Annotated in this window: 10 protein-coding genes; 7 read left to right on the top strand and 3 right to left on the bottom strand. The window is 29.3% G+C overall.

The window, feature by feature from the left end; translation table 11 throughout:
- Position 1 precedes the first annotated feature (1 nt).
- The 4 genes from PHEL85_RS00800 (at position 2) to PHEL85_RS00790 (ending at position 8150) form a co-directional block, all read left to right on the top strand.
- On the top strand, positions 2–1420 hold the full coding sequence (locus PHEL85_RS00800; protein WP_036819814.1) for a RagB/SusD family nutrient uptake outer membrane protein: 1419 nt from the start codon (positions 2–4) through the stop codon (positions 1418–1420).
- 88 nt (positions 1421–1508) lie between these two features.
- Positions 1509–3947, top strand: coding sequence for a VCBS repeat-containing protein (locus PHEL85_RS00795; protein ID WP_156109057.1), 2439 nt, complete (start codon positions 1509–1511; stop codon positions 3945–3947).
- 95 nt (positions 3948–4042) lie between these two features.
- The gene (locus tag PHEL85_RS18050) at positions 4043–4828 is read left to right on the top strand and encodes an FG-GAP repeat domain-containing protein (RefSeq protein WP_235318213.1); all 786 of its coding nucleotides are present in this window, start codon (positions 4043–4045) and stop codon (positions 4826–4828) included.
- Complete coding sequence (locus PHEL85_RS00790; RefSeq protein ID WP_052108404.1) at positions 4794–8150, top strand: VCBS repeat-containing protein; 3357 nt, start codon at positions 4794–4796, stop codon at positions 8148–8150. Before PHEL85_RS18050 ends, PHEL85_RS00790 begins: the two co-directional genes overlap by 35 nt.
- A 66-nt stretch (positions 8151–8216) precedes the next feature.
- On the opposite strand, the gene PHEL85_RS00785 is transcribed toward PHEL85_RS00790, so the two are convergent.
- Together PHEL85_RS00785 and PHEL85_RS00780 are read right to left on the bottom strand one after the other, a co-directional pair.
- Positions 8217–8462, bottom strand: a complete 246-nt coding sequence (locus tag PHEL85_RS00785) for a hypothetical protein (protein WP_036819811.1) — start codon at positions 8460–8462, stop codon at positions 8217–8219.
- Positions 8463–8644: 182 nt separating this feature from the next.
- Positions 8645–10873 (bottom strand): glycoside hydrolase family 3 C-terminal domain-containing protein, encoded by a 2229-nt coding sequence (locus PHEL85_RS00780; RefSeq protein WP_036819809.1) that lies wholly within the window; start codon positions 10871–10873, stop codon positions 8645–8647.
- Positions 10874–11192: 319 nt separating this feature from the next.
- Here PHEL85_RS00780 and PHEL85_RS00775 point away from each other — a divergent pair, with 319 nt between their 5' ends.
- Positions 11193–12794, top strand: coding sequence for an MFS transporter (locus tag PHEL85_RS00775; protein WP_052108403.1), 1602 nt, complete (start codon positions 11193–11195; stop codon positions 12792–12794).
- A 31-nt stretch (positions 12795–12825) separates the two neighbouring features.
- Positions 12826–14214, top strand: coding sequence for a GH1 family beta-glucosidase (locus tag PHEL85_RS00770; RefSeq protein ID WP_036819807.1), 1389 nt, complete (start codon positions 12826–12828; stop codon positions 14212–14214).
- Positions 14215–14389: 175 nt separating this feature from the next.
- On the opposite strand, the gene PHEL85_RS00765 is transcribed toward PHEL85_RS00770, so the two are convergent.
- Complete coding sequence (locus tag PHEL85_RS00765) at positions 14390–14914, bottom strand: YkgJ family cysteine cluster protein (RefSeq protein ID WP_036819804.1); 525 nt, start codon at positions 14912–14914, stop codon at positions 14390–14392.
- A gap of 88 nt (positions 14915–15002) precedes the next feature.
- Here PHEL85_RS00765 and argS point away from each other — a divergent pair, with 88 nt between their 5' ends.
- A complete protein-coding gene (gene argS, locus PHEL85_RS00760; RefSeq protein ID WP_036819801.1) occupies positions 15003–16910 on the top strand; it encodes an arginine--tRNA ligase in 1908 nt (635 codons plus the stop codon).
- The last annotated feature ends 1 nt before the right edge of the window (position 16911 follow it).

Raw genomic sequence — 16911 nt, 5'->3', positions numbered from 1 at the left:
CATGAAAAATTTAAAAACAATAATAATAGGATCATCAATTGCAATTGGTCTTTTGTTTGCATGTGATCAGTCTGAAATTAAATTAACTAATCCAAATCAATTATCACCAGAAACATTTTTCAAATCTAGTGCACAATTAGAAGCGGCAGTTACAGCATCATACGCTTACCTTCAAGATGTTGGTAACTACGGTAGATATCAATTTTATATCAATGATAATATTGGTGGTGAAAATTATGCAGCAGGTAATTTAGAAGCAGATAAGGTACAAATGATTAACCTAGATGTTGATGAAGCAAATAACGGTAATAATCAATATTGGGATCATAACTACAAAGGGATCGGAAGAACTAATTTTGTAATTGATAATGAAGTAAATTTTGAAAACATAGATACTTCAGAAATTTCTCAAAGATTAGGAGAAGTACATTTTTTAAGAGCTTTGTATTATTTTAATATCGTTACTAAATACGGAGAAGCTCCTTTAGTTTTATCTTCTATTGCTATTGAAGGTGGAACTCCAAAATCTAGCGTAAGTGATATTTATGCAGCAATAGTTACTGATTTAAATTTCGCTGCTAATAATTTACCAACAAAAGTGACTCAAGAACAAGGAAGAGCTACTTCTGGTGCAGCATGGGCTTTATTAGGAAAAGTACTTTTACAAAGTGGAGATGCAGATGGAGCAAAAACCGCTTTAGCAAAGGTTACGGGTTACTCTTTAGTAGATGATTATAGAAGTAATTTTACGGTTGCAGGAGAACATAATGATGAATCTGTATTCGAAGTTCATTATGATGAATCTACTGGTGGAGGAGATTCTTGGAACCAAGATGGTAAAGGAAATTCTGAAACTTCTTTTAGAGCTATGGAATATTCTGGTTGGTACAATGTAAAACCTAGTCAAGATCTTTTAGATGAATATGAAGATGGAGATACACGTTATGCTGCTAACTTTTATTCAATAGATGATAGCGATAATGGAACGATGACAAATACATCCAATAATGGAGCAAATACTTTTGTATCTGGTGGTATTGGACCAGATGATAATCCAGCTTGGAGAAAGTACCAAAACTTAGATAATCGTGCAGCAGAAACTACTGATAGTGGTATTAATGCAAGAGTAATTCGTTATGCAGATGTTTTATTAATGAAAGCTGAAGCAGAAATACAATCAACTGGAGGTGTAGAATCTGTTGCATTAGGGTATTTAAATCAAGTAAGAGCAAGAGCTTCTGTTAACTTACCTGCTATTTCTGTCGTAGGTAAAGCAGCTATTATGGATGCTATTGTACATGAAAGAATTGTTGAATTAGCAGGAGAACAATCTCGTTATTTAGATAAACAAAGGCTAGATGGATTCTCTTATTTGTTACCAATTCCAAACATTGAGTTATCAGCAAATACTAATTTATAATAAGAGTTTATTATTAATTTTAACCTTGTAAAGTCTGAGCTTTACAAGGTTTTTTTTATTAAATTCACACTTTCTAAATGTAATTAACATGCGTATTTATACTTTTTTCTTTATACTTTTTATATTTACAGCTTGTTCAGAAAAAGAAATAGTTAAAAAGCAATTTACTTTATTAAATTCTGAAAAATCAAATATAAATTTCGAAAATACACTTACAGAAACAGACACTCTTAATTATTTTAACTACCCTTACATTTATATGGGGGGAGGTGTAGCTGTAGGAGATTTTAATAATGATAACTTACAAGATTTGTATTTTACAGCCAATATAGTTGCTAATAAATTGTATTTAAATCAAGGTGATTTATCCTTTAAAGACATTACAAAAACAGCAAATGTAGCTATGGGTAATGAATGGTTTTTGGGAGTTACCACTGTAGATATTAATAATGATGGCTGGTTAGATATTTATTTAAGTGTATCTGGTAAAAATCAGTCAACACCAAACAAATTATTAATAAATCAAGGAATTAATAAAGAAGGAGACATTACTTTTAAAGAACAGGCAGTAGAATATGGAATAGCTGATAAAGGACATTCTAGTCAGAGTACTTTTTTTGATTATGATAATGATGGAGATTTAGACCTATATGTTGCAAATTACCCTATCACTCCTTTTAAAACTTCCCCAGAAATATTTAGAAAGCATATAGAACATGCTACATCATTACATTCAAATCATTTATATTTAAATAATGGAGATGGTAAATTTACAGACATTACAAAACAAGCAGGTTTGCTTTCCTATAGTTTGTCTTTAAGTGCAACCGTTAGCGATTTAAATAATGATGGACTTAAAGACATTTATGTAAGTAATGATTTTGCTAGTGCAGATTTTTGCTACATAAATAATGGAGATGGAACTTTTAAAAACACAATAGAAGAATCTACAAAACACAATGCACTTTACGGTATGGGTGCAGATATTGCTGATTTTAATAATGATGGTTTTTTAGATATTTTTCAAGTAGACATGGATGCTTCTACCAATAAACGATCTAAAGCTAATATGGCAAGTATGAACCCACAAGTTTTTTGGGATACTTATGATGCAGGCTTACATTATCAATACATGCATAATAGTTTACAATTAAACGCAGGAATACTAACTAAAAATTCAGACCCAATATTTAACAATGTTTCTAGACTTGCAAATGTATCTTCTACAGATTGGAGTTGGGGTCCTGTTTTTGCTGATTTAGATAATGATGGCTGGAAAGATTTATATGTTTCTAACGGAACTAGAAGAGAAATTAACAATACCGATTACTTTAATAAAATTAAGTCTGAAAAAAAATCATTTTCAAAGAAAAAAGAAAATAATAATTTAGAAAACTCAATTAAAATCCCTTCTGAAAAAACCGATAATTTTGCATTTAAAAACGCTAAAGACCTAACTTTTAAAAAAGTAAATTCAGACTGGGGATTAGAGTTTAAAGGTTTTTCTAATGGTGTTGCATACGCTGATTTAGATAATGATGGGGATTTAGAAATTATTTTAAATAATATAGATGATAAAGCTGTAATATTTGAAAACAATAACATTTCAAAAAACAATTATTTGTCCTTAGAATTTAAAGGGTCAAAAAATAATTTAAGAGGTATTGGAGTAAAATGTACAGTAACTTCTGAAGGACTTTCTCAGTTTCAAGAACTTTCTTTAGAACGTGGCTATCTTTCATCAATGTCACCTATTTTACATTTCGGATTAGGATCAAGTTTAAAAATTGACACTTTAAAAATAGAATGGTCAGATGGAAAAGTTCAAGTTTTAAAAAATGTTTCAGCAAATAAAAAAATTACTATTGATTATGTGAATGCAATTGTTGTTCAACCATCAAAAGAAAAAGAAAAAAGACAACAATTTAATTCTGATGAAAATACATTAAGCAATGTGTTTAAACATCAAGAAAATGATTATGATGATTATAAAAAAGAAATTTTATTGCCTCATAAAACTTCCATGTTTGGTCCCTATATTTCTGTAGGAGATGTTAATAATGATGGTTTAGACGATTTTTACACAAGTGGAGCAGCAAATCAAAAAGGAGGTTTATTTTATCAAACTAAAAAAGGAGGTTTTGAACAGAAAGATTTTATGATTGATAATGAAATTGCTCAAGAAGATATGGGTTCTTTGTTTTTTGATGTAGATATGGATGGTGATTTAGATTTATATGTGGTTAGTGGTGGTAATGAATTTGAACCTAACTCTAAACTTTTACAAGATAGATTGTATAAAAATGATGGAAAAGGAAACTTAAAACTATCTAAAACAGCATTACCAAAAATGTATACAAGTGGTTCTAGAGTGTACAATTTTGATTTTGATAAAGATGGAGATCAAGATTTATTAGTTTGTGGAAGGTTAGTTCCTGGAAATTATCCTGCACCTGCAAAAACATATATTTTAGAAAACATAAGTACGAAAAGCACTTTAAAATTTAAAGATGTTACAAAAAAATAATTCCAGAATTTGAAAAATTAGGTTTAGCAACTTCTGCAAGTATAGAAGATATTGATAATGATGGCTATAAAGACATTGTAATTGTAGGTGAATGGATGCCTATTAGAGTTTTTAAAAATATAGAAGGAAATAAATTTACTGAAATCACAGAAAAATTAGGGCTTACAAATACAACAGGCTGGTGGTTTAGTATTGCTAGTGGAGATTTTGATAATGATGGCGACATAGATTTTATAGCCGGAAATTTAGGATTAAACTACAAATACAAATCATCTAAAGATGAAACTTTTGATATCTACTTTAACGATTTTGACCAAAATAACAAAAATGACATCGTGCTAAGTTATTATAACGAAGGGAAAAAATTTCCCGTTAGAGGTCGCTCTTGTTCATCATCTCAAGTAGGACAAATAAAAAAACAATTTAAAACATACAATGAGTTTTCAGAGGCTACTTTAATTGATGTTTATGGAAAAGATAAACTAGAAAATTCTCTACATTATCAAGTTAATAGCTTTGCTACAACATATCTAGAAAATAAAAATGGGAAGTTCATTATGCATGCATTACCAAATGAGGCACAACTTTCTAGTAATAATCAAATTTTAGTAAAGGACTTTAATAAAGATGGTAATTTAGATGTTCTTATGGCAGGTAATTTATATGCATCAGAAATAGAAACACCAAGAAATGATGCAGGAACGGGAGTTTTTTTAACAGGTGATGGAAATGGTAATTTTACTCCTACATCTATTGATGAAAGTGGATTTTATGCTCCAGAAGATGTTAAAGACATGGCCATAATAAAAGTAGGTATTCAACAAAAAATAATAGTTGCAAACAATAATGATTATATTCAGTTTATATCAATCAACAAATAATATAAAGTTAAAATCACTTTATATTCTATCTATTTTTCTTCTTTTTTCATGTAAAAAAGAAGAAAAACCTATAAGTGTAATTCAAAAACCTAAAGAAACTCTTTTTAAAAAGCTTAGTGCTTCAGAAACAGGAATTGCTTTTAATAATAGAATAACAGAAAATCTAAATAATTTTTTTGTTGTGTACAATTACGCATATAATGGAGGTGGTGTTGCAATAGGAGATATAAATAATGATAATTTACCAGATATTTATTTTACAGGTAATCAAGTAGAAAATAAACTCTACCTAAACAAGGGCAATTTTAAGTTTGAAGACATAACCAAAACAGCTGGTGTTGCTGGTATATTTGGTTGGAATAATGGTGTTGTAATGGTAGATATTAACGGAGATTCTCTGTTAGATATTTATGTTTGTAGAGGAGGTTGGAAAGGATCTAATAAAGAAAGAGCCAATCTTTTATTTGTGAATAATGGAGACAATACTTTTACAGAAAAAGCAAAAGATTATGGTATAAATGATATAGGTTTTTCTATGATGGCTTCATTTTTTGATTTTGATAATGATAACGACCTAGATTTATACCTTATAAATAGACCTCAACAGTTTAATATCTCTCACAACGGAATTGCAAAAGGTAAAAAAGACCAGCATCCGCTTTTTAGACATAAACTTTTTGAAAATAAAAATGGTATTTATAAAGAAGTTGGTTTAGAATCTGGAATAGATAAAACCTTTTCTTATGGTTTAGGTCTTGTAACTTCAGACATCAATAAAGATGGTTTTTCTGATGTATATGTAGCAAACGACTATTTTGAGAGTGATTATTTTTTTAAAAATAACGGAAATAAAACATTTACACAAGACATTAAAAACATGACAAATCATGTTGCTTTTTATGGAATGGGTGTTGATGTGGTAGATTTTAATAATGATGGATTTGAGGATCTTATAGAATTGGAAATGACACCATCAGATCATGAAAGAGCTAAAGTTAACATGGCAAGTATGAATGTTGATGGTTATAACAGAATATTAGAACAAGGAAACCATTACCAATATATGCACAATATGCTGCAAATAAATAATGGAAATGGTTTTTTTAGTGAAGTTAGTCAGTTGGCAGGAATAGACAGAACAGATTGGAGTTGGTCTTGCCTTGGTAGTGATTTTGATAATGATGGAAATAGAGATTTATTTATTTCAAATGGTTTTAGAAGAGATGTGTTTGATAAAGATGCAAGTACCAAATTTGTTAACTATTTAGAGTCCGAAGAAAAGAAACAAAAGTCAAAACTTGAAAATTTAAAATTTATAGTAAATCTTTTTAAAGAAAACAAAATTGCAAATCGTATTTATCAAAATGAGGGGGATTTAAAATTTACATCAAAAGAGAAAGAATGGGGATTGCAAGACATAAGTTTTTCTAATGGTGCAGCAGTTGCTGATTTGGATAATGATGGAGATTTAGATTTAGTGGTAAACAACATTAATGATCCTGCTTTTATTTATAAAAATAACGCAGAAAAAAACAACAATAATTACCTTAAAATAAAACTAAAAGGTCCTAAAAACAATACTTTAGGCTTGGGTGCAAAAATAACATTGTATCATAAAGATAGTATTCAGTATTATGAAATGAAAAATGTTAGGGGTTATTTGTCTTCGGTAGATCCTATAGCGCACTTTGGTTTAAAAAATAAGTTGCAAATAGATTCTGTAAATGTTATTTGGCCAGATGGTAAAAAAAATACTTTAAAAAATGTTGATGTAAATACTACGCTTACTATTCCTTATAAAAACGCTTTTAATTTTGATTATAAAAAAACAAATACCTCTCCTGTTTTTATAGATATTACTAAAAAAGCGTTTGCAAACAAACCTTTAAAACATATAGAAAATACATTTAACGATTTTAAAGAACAAATTTTGTTACCTCATAAATTATCTACAGAAGGACCAACAATAGCAGTTGCAGATGTAAATAATGATGGTTTAGAAGACTTCTATTTAGGAGGTTCAGCTTCCTATACAGCTAAACTTTATATCCAACAAAAAAACACAACATTTAAAGAATCAAAACAAAATACGTTTTTAAATGACAAAGCATATGAAGATACTGCTTCCTTATTTTTTGATGTAAATAATGATGGTTTTACAGATTTATATGTCGTTAGCGGAGGTAATGAGTTTGAAAAAAATTCCGTTTTGTTTCAAGATAGATTGTATATTAATAATGGTAAAAGTTCGTTTACAAAATCAAATAACCTTCCAATTATAAATTCAAGCGGAGGCTGTGTTTTACCTTTGGATTATGATCAAGATGGAGATTTAGACTTGTTTATAGGAGGACGTGTTGTGCCTAATCGATATTTAGAAGTACCCAAAAGTTATATTTTAAATAACACTAATGGTATTTTTACAGATGTTACAAAAAAAGTAGCTTCTGGTCTTGAGCATCTAGGAATGATTACCGATGCTAGTTGGCAAGATATTGATGGAGATTCTATAAATGAATTAATTATAGTTGGTGAATGGATGCCAATAACAATAGCAAAACTTAAAGATGGTGTTTTTAACAAAACCGAAATTTCTACTTTAGAAAACACAAGTGGTTGGTGGAATCATATAGAATCAAAAGACATTGATAATGATGGAGATGTAGATTTTATTGTTGGTAATTTAGGTGAAAACTATAAATTTAAGGCATCAGAAGAGAATCCATTTTTTGTATATGCTTCAGATTTTGATAAAAATGGAACAAATGATGTTTTTCTAGCAAAAAAATATAAAAATAGAATTGTACCTGTTAGAGGAAAAGAATGCTCTACACAGCAATTACCTGGTTTGTCAACCAAAATTAAAACATATAAAGATTTTTCTAAAGCCAATATAGGAACTATACTTGGAGGGAATAATACAAGTTCTAAAAGAAAAGAAGTACAATTGTTTAAAAGTATAATTTTAAGAAATAACAAAGGAAAGTTAGTTGTTGAGCCCTTACCTTACCAATCTCAGTTCTCTACAATACAAAGTACTATTACAGATGATTTTAATGATGATGGAATTGTAGATATTATTAGTGCTGGGAACAAATTTAATGTAGAAATAGAAACCACTAGAGCAGATGCTTCTGTAGGATTGTTTTTAAGTGGAAAAAGAAACAATTCGTTTCATGCTTTTACAGCTAAGGAAAGTGGTGTCTTTTTGTCTGGAAACGTAAAGGAATTAAAATCAATTTTATTAGGAAAGGAAGGGATAAAAGGAATATTAGTAGGAGTAAATAATAACGATTTACGTCTTCTCTCACAAAATAATTAATACGTACTCATTTATTTAATTTCTTTTTAAAAATTACTCTCTACTACTTTAACATCTGGTTTTAATTTAAAAATAGAACCAGTTAAAGGGGCTTTTAATTTTTTTTTGTGATTGAGGTGTTATTAATGAATTTTCATTCATAATAATTCCTGCATTTCTATAAATTATTTCTCCGTTTTCTATACCTCTTTCTCCTCTTCCATAAAGAAATATTACTAAAGGAATCTTCTTTTTTTTATTATGTTTAGGTGAAAACAATCGATAAGGTAGTTCTAAACCTTTGTTTTTTTTATAAGTTTTCTTTTCTAGCAAACTATCTATATTCTACATAACCTACTCTTTATCAGAATCTTCAGTATTTAATGATATTTTATGATTACATGCTATACAAATAAAAAAAATTACTACTAAAAGATTATTTCTCATACTAATCAGTTTAAAAAAAAGCAGCATAAATCAACTTCATACTGCTTTCTCACATTTAACAAATCAAATTAAAACAAATTAAACCTTATCTTTTTTACAATGTTGTTTGATGCATTTCCTATATATAAATAATATGTTCCTTTTTCTACAGACCAATCTGAAATTTCTGTATTGTAATAGGCTAACTCAGATGTATCAATAGAAATTGTTATAGTTTTTTCACTACCTTTATCTAAATATACTTTCTTAAATCCTTTTAACTCTTTTAAAGCTCTTTTTACTTTGGATTTATGCTTACCAACATATAATTGTATAACCTCTGCTCCTTCTCTATTTCCTGTATTAGAAATATTAAGAGTTATTTCTATCTTGTCTTTTTCAGTATATTTTTTCTGATTTATTATTACATCAGAAATTACAAAATCAGTATAAGACAATCCATAACCAAAGGCATATTGAGGTACTATTTTTTTAGTATCAAACCATCTATACCCTACTAAAATATCTTCCTTATAATATTGATTTACATCATCTCCAGGATAAGATGTTACTCCAAATGAATGTGCAGCATTGTCTTTTAATTTTTTAGGAAAAGAAAAAGGAAGTTTCCCTGAAGGATTTACATCTCCACTTACAATATCTGCAATAGAATGTCCTGCCATACTTCCTAAATACCAAGTTTGTAAAATTCCTTTCGTTTTAGAAACCCAAGGCATTTCTACAGCATTTCCTGTAACTAATAAAAAACCTACCTCTTTATTTACATCATAAATTCCATTTAATAGTTTTTCTTGTCCATAAGGCAATTCAAAAACTTTTCTATCTCCTCCTTCAGTATCTTGATGATAACTTTTATTTAAACCACCAATAAAAAGAACAATGTCTGCTTTTTTAGCAACTTCAACCGCCTTTACGTATAAAGAATCTTGATTTAAAGTAGCAGGAAGTGTTGCATTGTAAGCAGAAGCACCAGACTCATAACCCATTGTATGAATTATAGTAGCATTTTTATACCTTGCTTTCAATCCTTCTAAAGGAGAAACTTCAAAAAGGGGTTTCAATTGAGACGATCCTCCACCTCTTGTCATATTTCTTGTTGCATTTTCCCCTATAATTGCAATTGTTACTCCTTTCTTGTCTTTAATAGGGAAAAAATTATCTTCATTTTTTAATAAAACAATTCCTTCAACACCTACTTTTCTAGCAACTTCATGATGTTCTTTATTATTTAATTTTCCTAAAGCTCTGTTTGGGTTTAAGTTTGTTCGATAAATTAATCTTAAAACTCTACGTACTTTATCATTAAGTAACTCTTCTGTTAATTCACCTTTTTTAATAGCTTCTAAAAATGGATTTGCTAAATAATAGTAATTATAATTATCTTTTTTACTTACACCTAAACCATCAGTTCCTGTACCCATTTCCATATCTAAGCCATATAAAGCTGCTTCTTTTGTATTATGAGCAGAACCCCAATCACTTATTACCACACCATCAAAACCCCAATCAGTTTTTAAAATTTTATTTAAGATTTTATGATGTGTTGTGTACTGTCCTCTAAATTTATTGTATGCTCCCATAAGAGACCAAACTTTTCCTTTTTGTACAGCGGCTTTAAATGCAGGTAAATAAATTTCATGTAATGCTCTATCACTAACCTCTACATTAATTTTATCTCTTAAATGTTCTTGATTATTTAACACATAATGCTTTACACAAGCAGCAACTCCATTTTTCTGAACTCCTTTTACATAAGGAACAACCATCGTTGAAGCTAAAAAAGGATCTTCACCTAAATATTCAAAATTTCTACCATTAAAAGGTGTTCTGTAAATATTTACACCGGGGCCAAGTAAAACATCTTTTTCTCTATACCTAGCTTCTTCACCTAAATTAAAGCCATATTCTCCAGATAGTTCAGGATTAAAACTTGCAGCCAAACATGTTAATGCTGGAAAAGCTGTTATTGCATCATTTGTCCAATCTGCTTCCCCCCAATCATCCCAAAGAATTTCTTCTCTAACTCCATGAGGTCCATCAGACATCCATACTTCTGGTATACCTAATCTAGAAACTCCTTTTGTACTAAATTTAGATTGTGCATGAATTAAAGCAATTTTTTCTTTAAGCGTTAAAACAGCAATTATACTATCTATTTTAGCTTCTACATATGCAGTACTTGTTTGATGTTTTTCTAATTGAATTTGTGGTATTTTATTTTGTCCATTTGTAAATAAAACATGTAGGCTTAAAATAAAAGTTAATAACGATATATTGTTTTTAAACGGTAATTTCATATTCGAAAATTAATTAACAGTTTTCTGTTTTTTGATAAAACTACTTTTTAACAGAATATATGAGTAAAACTATTTCAACTAAGATTATAACATTTGTTGCAATTCCTTAAAAAGCCGTCCTTTTCCTATATCAATAACACATTTGAGCTATCTTTTGCTTTAGATGTATCATTAATAAGTTTTTGTTTTTTTCAAGTTTAGAATACTTTAGTAATATCAAAATTGTATTTAAAAAAATTGATAAGATCAATAAATACTGATATTATTTTGACCTGTTTTAAATAACTAAATAAAAAAATAATAATTTACATAATTAAAAATGTTAGAAATAAATAAAGTCCCTTTAAAAGAAAAAATAGGTTACGCCCTTGGTGATGGAGCTGCAAATATAGCTTGGAGAGGCGTAGCTGCTTTTTTGTTTATTTTTTATACAGACGTTTTTGGGTTGCATCCTGCAACAGTAGGTCTTTTAATGTTAATATCACGCTTTAGCGATGGTATTAGCGATATTTTAATGGGTATTATTGGAGATAGAACAAAATCTAAATACGGGAAATTCAGACCTTGGATTTTATGGACAGCAGTTCCACTAGGAATCAGCCTTTCATTACTTTTTTCTAGTCCTGATTTAAATCCGACTGGTAAAATTATCTATGCTTACATTACCTACATTGCTTTTACATTAATTTATACAGCAAATAATGTTCCTTACGGAGCTTTAATGGCAGTAATGACTGGGAATGATAAAGAAAGAACAAGTATTGGTTCTTTTAGAATGGTTGGTGCATTTGGAGGAGGAATGTTAGTACAAGGAGCCTTACTTTTTTTGGTTGCCTATTTTGGTAATGTAAACCCTACTATAAAGGTTGACAAATTAGGTGCAGAAAGATTTAAAGTTGAAATATCTGCCCCTAAAGATGTATTAAATGCAAATATAAAAACAGAAGATGGCATTGCATTATTCACTTGGGATACTCTTGATAAAAAAGAAAATACGCCCACAAAAGGAAAAAGCTTTACAATAGAAGCTCATAAAAATTACACATTTATTGTAGAAGGTGAAAAAGATATTAATGCAGCTTCTTTTTCAATTATTGATCAAAAAAAAGGATATAGTAATTCTATCTATGTGATGTCTATATTCTTAACCTTATTTATGATTATTACTTTCTATTCAACAAAAGAGAGAGTATTACCACCTAAAGAACAAAAAACAAATCTAAAACAAGATTTAAAAGATTTAATATCTAATAAACCTTGGTTAATTTTATTAGCTATAGGTTTATTATTTAATGTTTACAACTCTATAAAACAAGGTATTGTTGTTGTCTATTTTACTCATTATTTAAATGATCAATTATTGGCTGCAAGTTTTATGGTTGGCTTAATGTTGGCTTCAATAGCAGGTGCGATGGTAACTGCTCCGTTAAGTAAAAAAATAGGGAAACGCATGTTATTTATTTATGCGCTGTTATTTTCTGGAGGTGTAAATGCATTACTCGTTTTTTGCGGACCAAATGATATATCTATGATTTTTATACTAGGTATTATTTCTGAATTTGGAGCAGCAATTCTGCCAACTTTATTCTTTGTAATGTTAGGTGATGCTGCTGATTATTCAGAATTTAAAAACGGAAGAAGAGCTACAGGTTTAGTGTATTCTGCAGGTTCTTTTGCAACAAAATTTGGAGGAGGAATTGCTGGGGCAATTATTGGTTTAGTATTAGCTGCATTTCATTATAGTGGACAAGATTCATTAGCTATAGAAGGTGCTTTACCAGGAGTTGTCATGTTAATGAGTTGGATTCCTGCTATAGTTACAGTTTTAGCCGCTATAGTAATGTTCTTTTATCCACTTACTCAGACTAAATTGGATGAAATTACTTTAGAATTAAATACAAGAAGATTAGAAGAAAAATAGAATTTTAAAATATTGATACAAAATATATATTATGAATAAATTTCCGAAAGATTTTGTTTGGGGAACAGCCACATCATCTTATCAAATTGAAGGTGCTAGTGATTTAGATGGAAAAGGTCCCTCTATTTGGGATGCATTTTGTAGCATTCCTGGTAAGATAAATAATGGAGAAACAGGTGATGTTGCTTGCGATCATTATCATAAATTTAAAGAAGACATACAGTTGATGAAAAACATGGGCGTTAAAGCTTATCGTTTTTCAATTGCTTGGTCTAGAATTATGCCTACAGGGAAAGGTACTGTTAACGAGAAAGGAGTTCAATTCTATTCAGAATTAATTGATGAACTTTTGAAAGCCGACATCGTTCCTTGGGTTACATTATATCATTGGGATTTACCTTTGGCTTTACAGCTAGAAAATGATGGTTGGCTTAACAAAGATATTATTGAATATTTTAAAGAATATGCTAATGTTTGTTTTGATAGATTTGGTGATCGTGTAAAAAACTGGATTACATTAAACGAACCTTGGGTAGTTTCTATTTTAGGTTACGGACAAGGTGTTTTTGCTCCAGGTAGAGTTTCTAATTCAGAACCTTATTTGGCAGCACATCATTTAATTTTAGCCCATGCAAAATCAGTAAAATTATATAGAGAAAAATATGCACATCAAAAAGGAGAAATTGGCATCTCTAATAATTGTGATTGGAGAGAACCTTTAACAAATAGTAAAGAAGATAAAGAAGCTGCCGAAAGAGCACTTGAGTTTTTCATTGCTTGGTTTGCAGATCCTATTTACAAAGGTGATTATCCAAAAGTGATGAAAGAAAGACTAAAAGAACGTCTTCCCTCCTTTTCTGAAGAAGAGAAAAATTTGATAAAAGGTACTTCAGACTTTTTTGGTTTGAATCATTATACAACCATGTATGCAGCAAATTCAGATGGAACTGTAAAGGAGGTTGCTGTAAACGGAAATGGTGGTATTTCTGAAGATCAAGATGTAGATTTAACTGTAGATAAAGATTGGAAAGTCACTTTAATGGACTGGGCAGTGGTGCCTTGGGGTTGTAAAAAATTATTAAAATGGATAGATAAACGATACGACAAACCAAACATTTACATCACAGAAAACGGTTGTGCATATCCTGATCAATTAATAGATGGAAAAGTTGATGACCAAGAAAGGTTAGAATTTTATCAAGGATATTTAAAAGCTTGTCAAGAGGCAATAGAAGAAGGCGTAAACTTAAAAGGATATTTTGCTTGGTCTTTTATGGATAACTTTGAATGGGCTTTAGGTTATGAACAACGATTTGGTTTGCATTATGTAGATTTTAAAACTTTAAAAAGAACTCCTAAAAAATCGGCACATTGGTTTAAAAAAGCCATTAAAAATGATAGTGCAGAAGTAACCTTATAATTTAAAATAAAATATAAAACGAAAAAACCATCTCATAAGAGATGGTTTTTTTAAATCAACTAATTCAAATAATTTACACATGAAAACAGTTTACTACGTTGTCTTCATTATAATATTAGCAAACTGTGTGCCAAAAAAATATTTGAATCTAATTTTTTATTTTTTTTAACTAAAATTACTTTCTTCTAATCTTTTTATTAGAAGTTAAGGGAATGCGTTTTTTTAATTCTTCTACAATTGAATACGCTGCAGGACAAATAGCTGTATTAGTTACTGTTAAATCTGTGATTCCAATAAATTTCCTACGATTTGTATGTGGATATTCTGCACATGCTTTAGGTCTAACATCGTAAATAAAACAAGTATTATCAGATTCATCTAAGAAAGAACAAGGCGCCGTTTTTAAAACCATAAAGTCATCTTCATCTCTTTCTAAATATTGTTTTGTAAATGCAGCAACTTTCATTTTTAAATGTTTAGAAATTCGCTCTACATCTTTGTCTGTAAAAATAGGACTTGTTGTTTTACAACAGTTTCCACATTCTAAACAATCTGTTTTTTCAAACTCAGCATCATGAATTTCTTGCATTACATAATCTAAGTTTTTAGGTACTCTTTTCTTAAGATTTGCAAAATACTTTAGATTTTCTTTTCTAGATTCTTCAGCTAATTTTGGTAGTTGTTCTAAGCGTTTTTCCATGCTACAAAAATACAATTATTCTTCACCAAAAATCATTCTAAAAAACAAATAAAAATATGTAATTTTGCATTTCAATTTTCTAGAATTTATGAGCATTCAAAATAGTATAGAAACCAAAGTAAAAGAAGGTTTTTTAGCTTTATACAATACAGAAATTCCATCAGTAGAATTTCAAGCAACCAGAAAAGAATTTGAAGGAGATATTACTGTTGTAGTTTTTCCTTTATTAAGATATAAAAAAGGAAATCCTGTTCAAATTGGTGAGGATTTAGGAAAATACGTAGTTGAAAACATTGAAGAAGTTACTAATTATAACGTAGTTAAAGGTTTTTTAAACTTAGTTATAGACGATTCTTTTTACAACAATTTCTTTAACTCAATTTATGCAAATTCTAATTATGGTTTTGTTGATCCAAAAGCAGGAGACAAAGCTATGATGGTAGAATACTCATCACCAAACACAAACAAACCTTTACATTTAGGTCATGTTCGTAATAATTTATTAGGGTATTCTGTTGCAGAAATTATAAAAGCTGCTGGGAAAAAAGTTTACAAAACACAAATTATTAACGACAGAGGTATTCATATTTGTAAATCTATGTTGGCTTGGGAAAAATTCGGAAACGGAGAAACTCCAGAATCTACAGGTTTAAAAGGTGATAAATTAGTTGGTAATTACTATGTAAAATTTGAACAAGAATTTCAAAAAGAATATTCTGAATGGTTAAAAAGCTCAAAATCAACTGATTTATTTATTGATTTCTCTAATAAACCTGAAACTCAAAAACTATTAAAAGAAAAATATAAAGAACAATTTTTAAATGGTGATGATTTAAGTTCAGAAGCACATTCAGAATTTAGAAAAGAATTTAAAAACGAATATTTTTCAAAGTATAGCAAAATAGGTATAGAAGCCAAAGAAATGCTTCAAGATTGGGAAAATGAAATACCTCAAGTCGTTGATTTGTGGAAAAAGATGAACTCTTGGGTTTATGCAGGTTTTGATGTAACTTACAAAAACATGGGTGTAGATTTTGACAATCTATATTATGAAAGTAACACCTATTTATTAGGTAAAGATGTTGTTGCACAAGGTTTAGAAAAAGGTGTTTTCTATAAAAAAGAAGATGGCTCTGTTTGGTGCGATTTAACTGAAGATGGATTAGATGAAAAAATTGTGTTACGTTCAGACGGAACTGCAGTTTATATGACACAAGATATTGGTACAGCAATACAACGTGTAAAAGATTACCAAGATGTTGGTGGAATGGTGTATACAGTTGGTAATGAGCAAGATTATCACTTTCAAGTATTGTTCTTAATTTTAAAGAAATTAGGATTTGATTGGGCAAAACAATTACATCATTTAAGTTACGGAATGGTAGATTTACCTTCTGGGAAAATGAAATCTAGAGAAGGAACTGTTGTTGATGCTGATGATTTAATGCTAGAAATGACGGATACTGCTAGAACAATTTCTGAAGAATTAGGAAAGTTAGATGGTTATTCTGAAGAAGAAAAAGAAGAATTGTATAAAACGATTGGTTTAGGAGCTTTAAAATATTTTATTTTAAAAGTAGATCCTAAAAAGAGAATTTTGTTCGACCCAAAATCTTCTGTAGATTTTCAAGGAAACACAGGTCCTTTTATTCAATATACCTATGCTAGAATTCAATCTATCATTAGAAAAGCAGATTTTGATTTTTCAAAAGCTGTAACTATAGAATTACACGAAAAAGAAAAAGAATTATTAAAGCAATTAGAGTTATACCCTGAAACTGTGCAACAAGCAGCTGCAAATTATTCGCCAGCAATTATTGCAAATTACACGTATGACTTGGTTAAAGAATTCAATTCTTTTTATCAAAACGTATCTATTTTAGGAGAGGAAAATTTAGATAAAAAAATATTTAGAGTACAATTAGCTAAGAAAGTTGCAGACACTATAAAATCTGCATTTTTATTATTAGGAATTAATGTTCCTGAGAGAATGTAAA

The organism is Polaribacter sp. Hel1_85 (assembly GCF_000766795.1).
GTDB lineage: Bacteria > Bacteroidota > Bacteroidia > Flavobacteriales > Flavobacteriaceae > Polaribacter.
The sequence above is the reverse complement of the archived record's forward strand: the minus strand, read 5'-3'. Positions and strand labels throughout refer to the sequence as shown.